General features: G+C 71.6%; 13 protein-coding genes and 2 tRNA genes. 13 read left to right on the plus strand and 2 right to left on the minus strand.

All coding sequences use genetic code 11. The features are described from left to right. Positions 1 to 39: 39 nt before the first annotated feature. The 7 genes from QJ852_08000 (at position 40) to tig (ending at position 5,762) form a co-directional block, all read left to right on the plus strand. A complete protein-coding gene (locus tag QJ852_08000; GenBank protein ID WGX98381.1) occupies positions 40 to 1,407 on the plus strand; it encodes an NAD(P)H-quinone dehydrogenase in 1,368 nt (455 codons plus the stop codon). 186 nt (positions 1,408 to 1,593) lie between these two features. Beyond that, entirely contained in the window at positions 1,594 to 2,097 is a 504-nt protein-coding gene (locus tag QJ852_08005) for a ribose-5-phosphate isomerase (protein WGX98382.1), read from the plus strand. Then, on the plus strand, positions 2,097 to 2,978 hold the full coding sequence (locus tag QJ852_08010) for a zinc finger domain-containing protein (GenBank protein ID WGX98383.1): 882 nt from the start codon (positions 2,097 to 2,099) through the stop codon (positions 2,976 to 2,978). Before QJ852_08005 ends, QJ852_08010 begins: the two co-directional genes overlap by 1 nt. Beyond that, positions 2,915 to 4,024, plus strand: coding sequence for a PP2C family protein-serine/threonine phosphatase (locus QJ852_08015; protein ID WGX98384.1), 1,110 nt, complete (start codon positions 2,915 to 2,917; stop codon positions 4,022 to 4,024). The genes QJ852_08010 and QJ852_08015 overlap by 64 nt, the downstream gene beginning before the upstream one ends. A 100-nt stretch (positions 4,025 to 4,124) precedes the next feature. Continuing rightward, positions 4,125 to 4,195: transfer RNA gene (locus QJ852_08020), tRNA-Gly, on the plus strand. 39 nt (positions 4,196 to 4,234) lie between these two features. After that, positions 4,235 to 4,307, plus strand: a tRNA-Pro gene (locus tag QJ852_08025). Between the two features lie 78 nt (positions 4,308 to 4,385). After that, a complete protein-coding gene (gene tig / locus QJ852_08030) occupies positions 4,386 to 5,762 on the plus strand; it encodes a trigger factor (GenBank protein ID WGX98385.1) in 1,377 nt (458 codons plus the stop codon). 89 nt (positions 5,763 to 5,851) lie between these two features. Here tig and QJ852_08035 read toward each other — a convergent pair whose 3' ends face one another. After that, complete coding sequence (locus tag QJ852_08035; GenBank protein ID WGX98386.1) at positions 5,852 to 6,628, minus strand: methyltransferase domain-containing protein; 777 nt, start codon at positions 6,626 to 6,628, stop codon at positions 5,852 to 5,854. A 46-nt stretch (positions 6,629 to 6,674) separates the two neighbouring features. On the opposite strand from QJ852_08035, the gene QJ852_08040 reads away from it, so the two are divergent. Further along, entirely contained in the window at positions 6,675 to 7,844 is a 1,170-nt protein-coding gene (locus QJ852_08040; protein ID WGX98387.1) for a hypothetical protein, read from the plus strand. 66 nt (positions 7,845 to 7,910) lie between these two features. Further along, positions 7,911 to 8,387, plus strand: coding sequence for an SRPBCC family protein (locus QJ852_08045; GenBank protein ID WGX98388.1), 477 nt, complete (start codon positions 7,911 to 7,913; stop codon positions 8,385 to 8,387). 17 nt (positions 8,388 to 8,404) lie between these two features. Here QJ852_08045 and QJ852_08050 read toward each other — a convergent pair whose 3' ends face one another. Beyond that, positions 8,405 to 9,817, minus strand: coding sequence for a hypothetical protein (locus tag QJ852_08050; GenBank protein WGX98389.1), 1,413 nt, complete (start codon positions 9,815 to 9,817; stop codon positions 8,405 to 8,407). A 171-nt stretch (positions 9,818 to 9,988) separates the two neighbouring features. Here QJ852_08050 and QJ852_08055 point away from each other — a divergent pair, with 171 nt between their 5' ends. The 4 genes from QJ852_08055 (at position 9,989) to QJ852_08070 (ending at position 13,814) form a co-directional block, all read left to right on the plus strand. Continuing rightward, a complete protein-coding gene (locus QJ852_08055) occupies positions 9,989 to 10,594 on the plus strand; it encodes an ATP-dependent Clp protease proteolytic subunit (protein WGX98390.1) in 606 nt (201 codons plus the stop codon). A gap of 11 nt (positions 10,595 to 10,605) precedes the next feature. Then, positions 10,606 to 11,214, plus strand: a complete 609-nt coding sequence (locus QJ852_08060) for an ATP-dependent Clp protease proteolytic subunit (protein WGX98391.1) — start codon at positions 10,606 to 10,608, stop codon at positions 11,212 to 11,214. A 118-nt stretch (positions 11,215 to 11,332) separates the two neighbouring features. Beyond that, a complete protein-coding gene (gene clpX, locus QJ852_08065; GenBank protein ID WGX98392.1) occupies positions 11,333 to 12,619 on the plus strand; it encodes an ATP-dependent Clp protease ATP-binding subunit ClpX in 1,287 nt (428 codons plus the stop codon). Between the two features lie 85 nt (positions 12,620 to 12,704). After that, positions 12,705 to 13,814: a type IV toxin-antitoxin system AbiEi family antitoxin domain-containing protein gene (locus QJ852_08070; protein WGX98393.1), complete on the plus strand. Its 1,110-nt coding sequence runs from the start codon at positions 12,705 to 12,707 to the stop codon at positions 13,812 to 13,814. Positions 13,815 to 13,918 lie beyond the last annotated feature (104 nt).

A 13,918-nucleotide genomic window follows, 5' to 3' on the forward strand; every position in this document is an offset into this window, starting at 1 on the left:
AATCGTAGAGCGAGCCCCGCGCTTGCAAGAATGGCGGCCATGACGCGCGTGGTGATCGTCGGTGGGGGACCCGGTGGCTACGAGTCGGCCCTGGTGGCCGCCCAACTGGGGGCGGAGGTCGTGGTCGTGGACTCCGACGGCGTCGGCGGGTCCGCGGTGCTGACCGACTGCGTGCCGAGCAAGACCCTCATCGCGACGGCCGAGGTGATGACCGACCTCAGCGAGGCCGGCGAGCTCGGCATCGACGTCGCCCGGCCGCGAGTCGACCTCGCCCGGGTCAACGCGCGGGTCAAGGCGCTGGCGCTCGCGCAGTCCGCCGACATCGGGAGCCGGCTGCTCCGCGAGGGCGTGCGCGTGGTCACCGGCCGCGGTCGCCTCGACGGTCCGGCCCGGGTGGTGGCCACCCTCGCCGACGGCACCGAGGCGACGTACGACGCCGACGCGGTGCTGATCGCGACCGGGGCCACCCCGCGGGTACTCCCGACGGCGCAGCCCGACGGGGAGCGGATCCTCACCTGGGAGCAGGTCTACGACCTCGCCGAGCTGCCCGAGCACGTGATCGTGGTCGGCTCCGGTGTCACCGGCGCGGAGTTCGCCAGCGCCTACCAGTCGCTCGGCATCCCGGTGACCCTGGTGTCCTCGCGCGACCGGGTGCTGCCCGGCGAGGACCAGGACGCCGCCCAGGTCCTCGAGGACGTGCTCACCCGCCGGGGCATGACGGTGCTCTCCCGCTCGCGGATGCAGTCGGTCTCCCGCACCGGCGACGTCGTGACCGTCGCCCTGGCCGACGGCCGCGAGGTGACCGGCTCCCACTGCATCCTCGCGTTGGGCTCGGTCCCCAACACCGGGGGCATCGGGCTGGAGTCGGCCGGTGTCGCCCTCGACGAGGGCGGCTTCGTCACGGTCGACCGGGTCTCGCGGACCTCCGTGCCCGGCGTGTACGCCGCCGGCGACTGCACCGGCGTGCTCATGCTCGCCTCCGTGGCGGCCATGCAGGGCCGGATCGCGATGGCGCACATCCTCGGCGACGCCGTCCAGCCGCTCGACCTGGGAGTGGTGGCCTCCAACGTCTTCACGTCGCCGGAGATCGCCACCGTCGGGGTGACGCAGCAGCAGGTCGACGCCGGTGAGGTGCTCGCGGAGGTGGTCATGCAGCCGCTCGCCACCAATCCCCGCGCCAAGATGCAGGGCATCGTCGACGGCTTCGTGAAGCTCTTCGTCGCCCCGGGCTCGCGCAGCCTGCTGGGCGGCGTCGTCGTGGGCCCCCGTGCCTCCGAGCTGATCCACCCGGTCGCGCTCGCCGTCACCGAGCGGCTCACCGCCGACCAGCTCGCCCAGACCTTCACCGTCTACCCCTCGATCAGCGGCTCCGTCGCCGAGGCCGCCCGCCGCCTGCATCGCGCTTGAGTGGGGTGGCGCCGGTGGCGGATTCATCACGGGATGTAGGCGTAGTGGAGCTTCTGTAGCGGAACTCCGCTATAGAAGCGGCGGCTCACCTACATCCCGTGATGAATCCGCAGCGAGCGAGCGCCCGCCCACCGCCGCGACAGCCCACCCGCCCACCCGGCACCTCCGCCTGAGAGAATCCTGCGCATGCGCGTTCACCTCGGCTGCGACCACGCCGGCCTCGAGCTCAAGTCCCACCTGACGGGCTGGCTGACCGAGCACGGCTACGAGCCGGTCGACCACGGTCCCTTCGTCTACGACGCCCTCGACGACTACCCGGTCTTCTGTCTGCGCGCGGCCGAGGGCGTGCGCGCCGACCGCGAGGCGGGCCTCGACAGCCTCGGTGTGGTGATCGGCGGTTCCGGCAACGGCGAGCAGATCGCCGCCAACAAGGTGCACGGCATCCGCGCGGCCCTGGCCTGGTCGGAGGAGACCGCCGCCCTGGCCCGCGAGCACAACGACGCCTGGGTGGTCGCCGTCGGCGGTCGGATGCACACCCTCGACGAGATGACGCGGCTGGTGGAGGTCTTCCTGACCACGCCGTTCCCCGGCGAGGAGCGCCACGTGCGGCGCATCGGCCAGCTGTCGTCGTACGACAGTACGGGCGAGCTGCCGCCCCTTCCCGACTCGGCGCTCGGTCACGGAACCTGATGCCTGAGGGGCACACCCTCCATCGCCTCGCCGGCGAGCTGACCGCGGTCTTCGGGGGGAGCCGCGTGCACGTCGGCAGCCCCCAGGGCCGCTTCGCCGCGTCGGCGGCCCAGCTCGACGGCAGCCTGCTGCTCGACGCCGAGGCCTGGGGCAAGCAGCTGTTCGTCCGCTTCGAGGGCGATCGGTTCGTGCACGTCCACCTGGGCCTCTACGGCACGTTCGCGGTGCACGACGACCTCGATCCCGGTGCCGAGGTGCCGGCGCCGGTGGGACAGGTGCGCCTGCGGCTGGTCCGCCCGGCGACGGCCACCCGTCCCGCGGCGTACGGCGACCTGCGCGGCGCGACCACCTGCGCGCTGGAGACCGCCGCGCAGCGCGACGCCGTGGTCGCCCGCTCGGGCCCGGACCCGCTGCGCGCCGACGGCGACCCCGACCGGGCGTGGGCGCGGATCAGCCGGAGCGCCGCCCCGATCGGCACCCTGCTCATGGACCAGACGGTCCTCGCCGGCGTCGGCAACGTCTATCGCGCCGAGGTGCTGTTCCGGCACCGCATCCACCCGCTGCGCACCGGTCGCACGCTTCGCAGCACACAGTGGCGTGCGATCTGGGACGATCTGGTCGTGCTGATGGGGGAGGGCGTGCGGACCGGGCGGATCGACACCGTCCGGCCCGAGCACACCCCCGAGGCGATGGGGCGGGAGCCGCGGGTGGACGACCACGGCGGTGAGGTCTACGTCTACCGCCGGACCGGCCAGCCGTGTCACGTCTGCGGGAGCCCTGTGCGCACCGAGGTCCTCGGCGGTCGCAACCTGTTCTGGTGCGCGCGCTGCCAGCGGGCCCCCCGCTCGGTGGCCGGGCGACCCCGGGCCGGTCGTCCATGATCGGCGCCGGGCGACGGTGGGCGCTGACCGACGTCGGCACCGCCTGTGCACTCGGCGTCCTGGCGGCCGTGATGGTCGTGGCCATCGGGATGTTCCCCGAGGACGTACCGGTCAACTTGGTGTTCGTCCCGCTGGTGCTCGGCGTGCTCTTTCTCAGCAACCGGATCCTGCCCTGGTTCGGCGGGTTCATCGTGGTGGCGCTGACCTGCGCGGCCGTGCTGGAGAACCAGCTCACGGCGCGCATCGCCGTCGCGCTCACGGTGATGTACCTGATCTCGTTCCTGGTGATCGGGCTGTCCCTGCGGCGCGGCGTGGTCGGGGTCGGCCCGCTGCGGGGCCAGTCGATGCTCGTCGACCTGCGGGACCGGATCCTCGCCCAGGGCGAGATCCCCGAGCTCCCGGCCTCCTGGCTGGTGCAGTCGGCGCTGTCCTCGGCGGGCGGGTCCCCGTTCGCCGGCGACTTCGTGGTCGCCACCGCCACCGACCGCGGCCGGCGGATCGAGCTGGTCGTGGTCGACGTCTCCGGCAAGGGCGAGGCCGCCGGCACCCGAGCCCTGCAGCTGTCCGGCGCGATGGGCGGTCTGGTCGCCGCGCTGCCACCCGCCCGCTTCCTCCCGGCCGCCAACGACTATCTCCTCCAGCGTTCCTGGGAGGAGGGCTTCGCGACCGCCGTCCACGTCTCGGTCGACCTGGCGACCGGCGACTTCGAGCTCCGCTCGGCCGGTCATCCGCCGGCCCTCCAGCGGGAGGCGGGCTCGGGACGCTGGAAGCCGTTGCGCCCCGAGGGGCCGGTCCTCGGCATCGTCGAGGACGCCGAGTTCGGCTGTCACCGCGGGCGCCTGGCGCCGGGCGACAGCCTGCTGCTCTACACCGACGGCATGGTCGAGGAGCCGCGGCGCGACATCGACCTCGGCATCGACCACATGATGGGGGAGGCGGAGTCCCTGCTGCGCGGCTCCTGGGACGGCCTGGCCCGGCGCCTGGTCGGCGCCGTCGGCTCGCCCGACGACGACCGGGCGCTGCTGGTGGTCCACCGCCGGCCCTAGACGGTGGGGTCCGGGTGGCGGCCTCGGTTGGGGCGGGCACCCGCCCGTGTGGCACGATTGCGCGTGGTCATCGGCCGTGCGCGAGCGCGGCCGGACGTCCGGGGATGTAGCTCAATGGTAGAGCCTCAGTCTTCCAAACTGATTACGCGGGTTCGATTCCCGTCATCCCCTCGAAGTGCGGCCCGGCAGCTGGATCGGCGAGCCGTTCCGCGGGGCGTAGCGTAGTGGCTAGCGCGCCTGCTTTGGGAGCAGGAGACCGCAGGTTCGAGTCCTGTCGCCCCGACAGATCCACCCCGATCAACCCGATCGAGGCGGGCACCCACGGCCCGCGCACCACCCCACTGACAGTAGGAGAACACCTGTGAAGAGCGCCGTCGAGACCTTGAGCCCGACCCGGGCCAAGCTGACCGTCGAGGTGCCCTTCGAGGAGCTCAAGCCGAGCCTCGACGCGGCGTACCAGAAGATCGCGAAGCAGATCAACGTCCCCGGCTTCCGCCGCGGCAAGGTCCCGCCGCAGGTCATCGACCGCCAGATCGGCCGCGGCGTGGTCCTCGACGAGGCCGTCAACGAGGTGCTGCCGAAGGCCTATGTCGAGGCGCTCCAGGAGAACAACCTCACCCCGCTCGCCCAGCCCGAGATCGAGGTGACCAAGTTCGAGGACAACGACGCGCTCGAGTTCACCGCCGAGGTCGACGTCAAGCCCGAGATCGAGCTCCCGGCGTACGACGGCCTCGAGGCCAGCGTCGAGGACCTCGCGGTCGGCGACGACGACGTCGCCGAGCAGGTCGACGCGCTGCGTGAGCGCTTCGGCACCCTCATCGACGTCGAGCGCGCCGCGCAGGACGGCGACTTCGTGGTCATCGACCTGGTCGCCACCAACGACGGCGAGGTCGTCGACGGCGCCGAGATCTCCGGCTTCTCCTACAAGGTCGGCAACGGCGGCATGATCGAGGGTCTCGACGAGGCGCTCGTGGGCATGTCGGTCGACGAGGAGAAGACCTTCACCACCCAGCTCGTCTCCGGCGACCTGGTCGGCCAGGATGTCGAGGTGGCTGTCAAGGTCACCCAGGTCCAGGAGCAGGAGCTCCCCGAGCTCGACGACGAGTTCGCCCAGGAGGCCTCGGAGTTCGACACCCTCGACGAGCTGCGCGACGACGTCCGCGAGCGGCTCACCCGCGGCAAGCGGCTCGAGCAGGCCGCAGCCGCCCGCGACGCCGTCCTCGAGGCGCTGCTGGAGAAGGTCGAGATCCCGCTGCCCGAGTCGATGGTCACCGAGGAGCTCAACGCCCGGCGCGCCAACCTCGAGCAGCAGCTGGTCATGGCCGGCATGACCCTGGAGAAGTACCTCGAGGACGAGTCGCAGACCCAGGAGGAGTTCGAGGCCGACCTCGAGCGCCGGGTCCGTGACGCCGTCGCCGCGCAGTTCCTCCTCGACGAGATCGCCGACAAGGAGGAGATGGGTGTCGACCAGGGCGAGCTGACCCAGCACATGATGCGCCGCGCGCAGCAGTCCGGCCAGGACCCGCAGGAGTTCGTCAACCACATGTTCGAGCACAACCACGTGCCCGAGCTGGTCCAGGAGATCCGCCGCGGCAAGGCGCTCCAGCTCCTCGTCGAGGGGGCGACCGTCAAGGACGCCGCCGGCAACGTCCTCGAGCTGAAGAACCTGCAGGCCGACGGCACCATCGGCGAGCCCGCCGAGGATTCCGAGGAGACCGAGGCTCCCGCCGAGGCCTGACCGGCACCTGTTCCACCGTTCGCACCCGGCATTCGGGTCGTGCTCCCCGCGGAGTCGCGACCGGGATGCCGGGTGCGGCGCTCTCGGGGTCAGCGTCGGGCTTCCACCAGGTGCCGCGTCGCATGCGCGACGAACGGCCGACCCGCGCGTAGCTGCTCGTCGAGCGCCTGCAGTCGGTCCCGATAGCGCTCGACGGTGAAGTCGGGCACCCACCACACGCACTTCCGCAGCAGCCACACGACCGCGCCGATGTCGTACAGCTCCATCCGGCAGCGGGCCGTGCGCAGGTCGACGACGGTGAGCCCGGCCCGCTCGGCCGCGCTCCGCTCGTCCTCCGGGTCCCGGGCCCGCCGCTCCTCGGGGAGCGGGCCCAGGAACCACTCGATCAGCTCGAACGCCGACGCCGGACCGACGTGCTGGGCGAGGTACCGGCCGCCGGGGCGCAGCACGCGGGCGATCTCGGCCCAGTCGGGAGCCACCGGGTGCCGGGCGGTGACCAGCTCGAAGGAGGCGTCCGGGAAGGGCAGTGGTCGCCCGCCGCTGACCTCGACGACCTCCGCGCCGCGCGGCCCCAGGAGCCTCCTGGCGCGTTCGGCGTTGGGCGCCCATCCCTCGGTCACCACCATCCGGCCGGGGAGAACCGGGGCCTCGGCCAGGACCTCGCCGCCGCCGGTGTCGAGGTCGAGGGCGGCGCCGTGGTCCCCGACGCCGGCGAGACGCTCGGCCAGCAGGCGGGAGTAGCCCCAGGGCGGACGCTCCTCGCTGGCCCTGCCGTCCAGCCAGCCGAAGCCCCAGCCGCTCACGTCGGCCTGCTCCGCCTCCGCCACCAGCTCCTCGAACGCGCGCACCGGGCGAGCGTGCCACATCGCCATTGAGTGTACGAGTGTGCACTCAGTTCGCTAGCCTGTCCGCATGACCACCGTCCCGACCGTCGTCGACGCACTCTCGCTGGCCACGGCGGTCCTCGACGACCTGGTCGTGGCCACCGCCCGCGACACCCACGGCGCGATCTCCCGCCGCGCCCACGACGTGGTCCGCCGCGGTCTGGGCCCGGCGGGACTCCCGGCCGAGGTGCTGCACCGGGGCATCGCCGGCGTCGTGTACGGCGCCGTGGGGATCTCGCTGCGCGGTGCGAGTGCCGGGCTCGCGCGCCTGGCGGAGACGGGCGCCGGGCCGGCCCTGGAGGAGGGTCCGCGCGGCCGGTTCGTCAACGCCGCGGTCAACGGACTGATCGGCGAGGAGCTGCGCCGGGACCGTCCGCGGCTCGCGATCGAGATGGCCGTGCGCCGTGACGGACGCGACGTGCCGCTCACCCCGGAGGGCGTCGCCGCCGCCTTCCCGGAGGCCACCGGGCGGCTCGTGGTCTTCTTGCACGGCCTGTGCGAGAACGAGGACTACTGGCGCCGCCATCGCGATCGGGTCGGCGCGACGTACGGCGAGCGCCTGGCCGCCCGCGGCTGGACGCCCGTCTACCTGCGCGCCAACACCGGCCTGCCGCTGCGCGAGAACGGCGTGGTGCTGGCCTCCCTGATGCAGCGGCTCGTCGACGCCTGGCCGACCGAGGTCGGCCGGATCGCGCTGGTGGGTCACTCGCTCGGCGGCCTGGTCCTGCGCGCCGCGTCGGCCGTCGTCGCCGAGGGCGCGGCCCCGGCTCCCTGGACCCGCCTGGTCAGCGACGTGGTCACCCTCGGCACCCCGCACCTCGGGTCGTGGTTCGCGGTCGGGGCCGACCACGCCAGCCGTACGCTGGCCCGGGCCCCGGAGATCGCCGCCTTCGGGCGGATCATCGACCGCCAGGCGCCCGGCATCCACGACCTGATCGAGGGGCTGGCCCACGACGTGCCCCCGCTGCCGCACGCGCGCTACCGGCTGGTCTCGGCCACCCTCACCCGCTCGGCGCGGCACCCGGTGGCCCAGACCGTCGGCGACCTGCTGGTCACGCCGCGATCGGCGGTCGGCCGCGATCGGCGCGGCACCGATCTGTTCCCGGGCGCCGAGGTGCTCCACCTCGGCCGCACCGATCACTTCGGCCTGCTTAACCACCCCGAGGTCCACACCGCGCTGGCCCGCTGGCTGGCCTGAGCCAGGTCCGGCATCTCCTCCCGTCGCAGGTGGTGGCACGGGACGCGCGGCGCCATGATGGCGAGCATGACGACGAACGCCGCGCGCGAGCTGCGCGCCGAGGCCGTGATCGACGCGCCACCCGCGCACGTGTGGGCGCTGTTGACCGACTTCGGGCAGCTGGCGGACTGGAGCCCGGAGACGGTCCGGATGGTGCCGCTCAAGCCGGGCGGCCTGCGGGTGGGGCAGTGGTACCTCGGCATCAATCGCCGCAAGGCCGTCGTGTGGCCGACCCGCTCGGTCGTCGCCGACGTCCGACCGGAGCGCCGGCTGGTGTGGGACACGCCGTCCAGCGGCGCCCAGTGGGTCTGGGAGCTCGAGCCCGACGCCGCCGACGCGGGGCGGACCCGGGTGGTGCACCGCCGGCCGGTGCCCCGCACGCTGAGCCTCGGCAGCCGGATCGTGGCGCCGCTGCTGCTGGGCGGCACCGACGCCCACGCCGACGAGCTCGAGGCCGGTATGGCGACCACCCTCGCCGGGCTCAAGGCCGCGGCGGAACGCTAGCGCCGCCGCGCCGGTCCTCAGCCGGGGAAGTCGGTGAAGCCGACCAGCGTGGTCGCGCCCAGCGTCCACACGGTCCACTCCGTGCCCGCCGAGACGTAGGGGCCGCCGAGGGGCAGCCCGTCCTTGTTGCCCGCGCGGGCGGCCTCGGACACGTCCTTCGACCACGCGACCTCGCCCGTGACCCGGTCGATCGCGTGGACGACCCACGAGGACTCGAAGTCGGTCTCGACCTGGACGAAGGCGTCGGGCGTCTCGGTCGGCGCGACGTCGCTGCCGGGGCCCGACCACCGTGTCTCACCGGTGGCGGCGTCGAGGTAGGTCGTGACGATCTTCCCGGCCTCGGTGTCGTAGCCGGTCACCGCGACCTGGGCCCGGTCGGCCGTCCAGCGCCAGCCGGAGAGGTCGTCACCGAGGTCCGGGCGCTCCCAGACGGCCTGGCCGGTGGCGACGTCGTACAGGGTCGCGCCGACGCCGAGCCGGCCCTCCGGGGAGACCAGGCGGTCGTCCTGGCTGTCCCAGGGCTGCCCGGCCTGTTGGAACAGGACCCGCCCGTCGCGGGAGACCTCGATCTTGTCGTTGCCGAACCCGCGGCGGACCGTCCACGGGCGGTCGAGGAAGGCGCCCTTGCCGAGGTGGGCGCTGCCCAGCACCTCGCCGGTCGTCCGGTCGAGCTCGAACTGGGTGGCGTCGGCCTGCCCGGAAGGGGTCTCCCGCCACGCGGCGACCGAGACGTCGTCGCCGCTGAGGTCGAGTGCCGGCGAGCCGGCGCCGAGACCGGCCAGCTCCTCGACGCCGGCGGGCCCGTCCGGCCAGACGTCGGCCAGGGTCGTCGCGTCGAGCGCCGCGACCGCGAACGGCGGGGGATAGGCGCTCTCGTCGGCCCCCGGGGGCGTCACGACGACGTACAGGACGCCGTCATCGAGCACCGGCGCGCTGCCGGGGGCCACCGCGACGTCGGCGCCGGCGCCGGTGCCGCCGGAGGCGGGGTCGACCCGGACCAGCGCATTGCCCCGCGTGCAGTAGAGGGAGGCGTCGTCCGGCGTCCAGCAGGCACCGAAGTCCTTGCCGCGCCACAGCACCTTCCCCTCGCCGGACACGCCGACCAGGAGCGGCGCCGCGTCGCCGGTGCTGGCGTCGGCGACCGCCGCCACGAGCACGTCGCCGACGGCGATCGCGCTCGGAGCCGCGACCTCGTCGTCGCCGAGGGGACCCAACGGGACGAACCGGCCGTTCGGGACGACGTCGGCGGCCGACAGCTCCCAGGCCCGCCCCGGCTCGCGGAGGACGGCGGCCGCGGCCGCCGTCGGGCTCGCCGTGCCGTCGCCGGGTCGACCCGGGTCGCTCCCGCCGCCGTCGCAGGCGGCGAGCGCCAGGCCCGTCACGAGGGTGAGGGCGGCGACCAGCCGGCCGGTGGGTGAACCCGCGGACATGGGACCTCCTGAGACGGTCGGGCGCTGCGCTCCCGGCAGGCTACCGGTGCGCAGCCGACGACAAATCTGCTGTCGGCGAACAGCGGTGTCGAACGCGTGGATCTGTCTCCCGCTCCGGCTAGTGTCAGCCGCGTGACTCAGTTTTCCGCTGGCCCCACGCGAGGGCCCGAGATGAACGGTGGAGCCGGTCTCAACCTGCTCGACGACAACATCTACAGCCGGCTGCTCCGCGAGCGGATCGTGTTCCTCGGCTCCGAGGTCCGCGACCAGAACGCCAACGCGATCTGCGCCCAGCTGCTGCTGCTCTCGGCGGAGGACCCCGAGGCGGACATCTTCCTCCACATCAACTCCCCGGGTGGCTCCGTCGACGCCGGCATGGCGATCTACGACACGATGAACTACATCCCCAACGACGTCGCGACCGTCGGCATGGGTCTGGCCGCCTCGATGGGCCAGTTCCTGCTCTGCGCCGGGGCCAAGGGCAAGCGCTACGCCCTGCCGCACGCGCGGATCATGATGCACCAGCCGTCGTCCGGCATGGGCGGCTCGGCCTCCGACATCAAGATCCAGGCGCAGCAGTCGCTGCACATCAAGAAGGTGCTCCTCGACCTCATCGCCGAGCACACCGGCCAGAGCGTCGAGCAGGTCACCGAGGACGCCGACCGCGACCGCTGGTTCACCGCGCAGGAGGCGCTGGAGTACGGCCTGGTCGACAAGGTCGTCAAGAGCGCCAAGGAAGCCTCCGACGAGGGCCGGCCCGCCCACAAGAAGGACTGAGTGATCAAGGCATGAACTACTACATCCCGCAGTGGGAAGAGCGGACCTCCTACGGCTTCCGCCGGATCGACCCCTACGCCAAGCTGTTCGAGGACCGCATCATCTACCTCGGCACGCCGATCTCCGACGACGTCGCCAACGCCGTCATCGCCCAGCTGCTGTGCTTGCAGTCGATGAACCCCGATCAGGACATCAGCATCTACATCAACAGCCCCGGTGGCTCGTTCACGGCGCTGACCGCGATCTACGACACGATCCAGTTCATCAAGCCCGATGTGCAGACCGTGTGCATCGGCCAGGCGGCCTCGGCCGCGGCGATCCTGCTCGCCGCGGGTGCCAAGGGCAAGCGGCTCGCGCTGCCCAACAGCCGGATCCTGATCCACCAGCCCTACACCGAGGGCACCTTCGGCCAGACCTCCGACATCGAGATCCAGGCCAACGAGATCCTCCGCATGCGCGAGCTGCTCGAGAAGATGATCAGCGACCACTCCGGCAAGTCGATCGACGAGGTCAGCCGCGACATCGAGCGCGACAAGATCCTCACCGCCCAGGGAGCCATCGAGTACGGCCTGATCGACGCCGTCCTGGAGTCGCTCAAGCAGACCCCCGCCCTGGCCTGAGTACGGACGGACAGGCGACCGAGACGACGACGAATGACCCGACCGTACCCCTCGTGTCACGCTCCCGCGGGAGCGCGCCAGGGGGTACGGTCGGGGAGTTCGATTGTGAGGAGGACCCGTGGCACGCATCGGTGACGGTGGCGACCTGTTGAAGTGCTCGTTCTGCGGCAAGAGCCAGAAGCAGGTCAAGAAGCTCATCGCAGGTCCGGGTGTCTACATCTGCGACGAGTGCATCGACCTGTGCAACGAGATCATCGAGGAGGAGCTCGCCGAGGGCTCCGAGGTCGAGCTCGCCGACCTGCCCAAGCCCAAGGAGATCTTCGAGTTCCTGAACTCCTACGTCATCGGGCAGGAGCAGGCCAAGAAGTCCCTCGCGGTCGCGGTCTACAACCACTACAAGCGAGTCCAGGCCGGTGTGCAGGCGATCGGCGGTGCGTCGGGCAAGCACAGCAAGGACGAGGTCGTCGAGGTGGCCAAGTCCAACATCCTCGTCATCGGTCCGACCGGGTGTGGCAAGACCTATCTCGCCCAGACCCTGGCCCGGATGCTCAACGTCCCGTTCGCGATCGCGGACGCCACGGCGCTGACCGAGGCCGGCTACGTCGGCGAGGACGTCGAGAACATCCTGCTCAAGCTGATCCAGGCCGCCGACTACGACGTCAAGAAGGCCGAGACCGGCATCATCTACATCGACGAGATCGACAAGGTGGCCCGCAAGGCCGAGAACCCGTCGATCACGCGCGACGTCTCCGGTGAGGGCGTCCAGCAGGCGCTGCTGAAGATCATCGAGGGCACCACCGCCTCGGTGCCGCCGCAGGGCGGCCGCAAGCACCCGCACCAGGAGTTCATCCAGATCGACACCACCAACATCCTGTTCGTGGTGGGCGGCGCCTTCGCCGGCCTGGAGCACATCATCGAGCAGCGGGTGGGCAAGAAGTCCCTCGGCTTCACCGCCGAGCCGCGTGGCGAGGCCGAGCGGGCCGCCGACGACCTGCTCGCCCAGGTCCGCCCCGAGGACCTCACCAAGTTCGGCCTGATCCCCGAGTTCATCGGCCGCCTGCCGCTGATCGCGAGCGTCAGCCCGCTCGACCAGGAGGCCCTGGTCCAGATCCTCACCGAGCCGCGCAACGCCCTGGTCAAGCAGTACAAGAAGCTCTTCGACCTCGACGGTGTCGAGCTGGAGTTCACCGACGACGCCGTCGCCGCGATCGCCGACAAGGCCCTCGAGCGCGGCACCGGTGCCCGCGGCCTGCGCGCCATCATCGAGGAGGTCCTCCTTCACGTGATGTACGACGTCCCCAGCCGTGGAGACGTCGAGAAGGTCGTGGTGACCCGCGACGTCGTCATGGACGATGTCGCGCCCACGCTGGTGCTGCGGGAGACCAAGAAGAAGAAGTCGGCCTGACCGGTCTGCCTAACCTGGCGGGGCGTTCCTGTGTCCCGGGGGCTTCGGATTCATCACGGGATGTAGGTGAACCCACGCTTCCGTAGTGGAGTTCCACCACGGAAGCGACCATCCGTCTCCATCCCGTGATGAACCCGCCGCAGGTGCCGAAGAGCGTCCACAAGGAGCGAACGGGCCCGCTTATCCACAGGCCACGCTGCGCGGCCTGCAGGCATCATGCCGATTCGCAGATGATCGCTGCATGGACCCGCTGCGTTTCCTCACCGCTGAATGCGGCTTCTTCACCCGCCGCGAAGCGCTCAATGCCGGTTACGCGGACAAGGACATCACCCGCTTGGTGCGTGCCGGCCACTGGATCCGGTTCCGGCGGGGCTACTACGCCTTCGGTGACGAATGGGCGACCCTGGACGATGTCGGACGCCACCTCGTGCGGTCCCGAGCGGTGCTGCGATCGCTCGGGGGCGCGGTCGCGCTCAGCCATACGTCGGGCGTCCTGGCTCACCGCATCGACTCGTGGCAGCTCGACCTGCGCCGGGTCCACGTGACCAGACTCGACGGTGCCCAGGGGCGCATCGAGGGTGACGTCGTCCACCATGAAGGAGTGGCTCTCGAGGGCGACGTGATCGACACCGAGATCGGTCAGGTCCTGCGCCCCGAGCGGTGCGTCCTCGAGGCTGCTTCACGTCACGGCAACGAGGCGGCGCTGTGCGTGCTCGATGCCGGACTCCGATCGCGGCTGTTCGACGAGGCCGCTCTCCGCGCGCGGCACGCTCACATGCAGAACTGGCCGTTCATGCGCCATCTCCAGATCCCGGTCCGGATGGCCGACGGAAGCGCCGGTTCGGTGGGGGAGAGCCGTGGACGGTGGTGGTTCCGCGTCCTCGGGTTCCCGGCGCCTGAGCTGCAATGGGAGGTCCGCGGTCGGGACGATCAACTGCTCGGCATCTGCGACTGGGCCTGGCCCGAGTACCAGACCATCGGTGAGTTCGACGGGAAGGTGAAGTACGGCAGGTTGCTGCGGGAGGGGCAGGAGCCGGGCGAGGTGGTGTTCGAGGAGAAGAAGCGTGAGGACGGCATCCGAGAGGCGACCCAGTTCGTCGTTATCCGGTTCATCTGGTCGGACTACGACCGACCTGGCGCCCTGGCGCGCCGGCTGGAGCATCGGCTACCGCGGTACCGCGGCTGGGCGTCGTGAGCGTGCTGGCTCGCGTATCGCTCTAACGTGACTGCGGATTCACCACGGGATGTAGCCCAACCAGCGCTTCCCGTGCGGAGTTCCACCTGGGAAGCGCCGCTTGG

This window comes from Nocardioides sp. L-11A, assembly GCA_029961745.1.
Classification (GTDB): domain Bacteria; phylum Actinomycetota; class Actinomycetes; order Propionibacteriales; family Nocardioidaceae; genus Nocardioides.

What these genes read in the sequence shown, in the direction of transcription:
- QJ852_08000 (WGX98381.1), top strand. Translation starts at nt 40, where the DNA reads ATGACGCGCGTGGTGATCGTCGGTGGGGGACCCGGTGGCTACGAGTCG.
- QJ852_08010 (WGX98383.1), top strand. Translation starts at nt 2,097, where the DNA reads ATGCCTGAGGGGCACACCCTCCATCGCCTCGCCGGCGAGCTGACCGCG.
- QJ852_08035 (WGX98386.1), bottom strand. Translation starts at nt 6,628, where the DNA reads ATGTGGCACGCTCGCCCGGTGCGCGCGTTCGAGGAGCTGGTGGCGGAG.
- QJ852_08060 (WGX98391.1), top strand. Translation starts at nt 10,606, where the DNA reads ATGAACTACTACATCCCGCAGTGGGAAGAGCGGACCTCCTACGGCTTC.
- QJ852_08045 (WGX98388.1), top strand. Translation starts at nt 7,911, where the DNA reads ATGACGACGAACGCCGCGCGCGAGCTGCGCGCCGAGGCCGTGATCGAC.
- QJ852_08005 (WGX98382.1), top strand. Translation starts at nt 1,594, where the DNA reads ATGCGCGTTCACCTCGGCTGCGACCACGCCGGCCTCGAGCTCAAGTCC.
- QJ852_08055 (WGX98390.1), top strand. Translation starts at nt 9,989, where the DNA reads ATGAACGGTGGAGCCGGTCTCAACCTGCTCGACGACAACATCTACAGC.
- QJ852_08050 (WGX98389.1), bottom strand. Translation starts at nt 9,817, where the DNA reads ATGTCCGCGGGTTCACCCACCGGCCGGCTGGTCGCCGCCCTCACCCTC.
- QJ852_08040 (WGX98387.1), top strand. Translation starts at nt 6,675, where the DNA reads ATGACCACCGTCCCGACCGTCGTCGACGCACTCTCGCTGGCCACGGCG.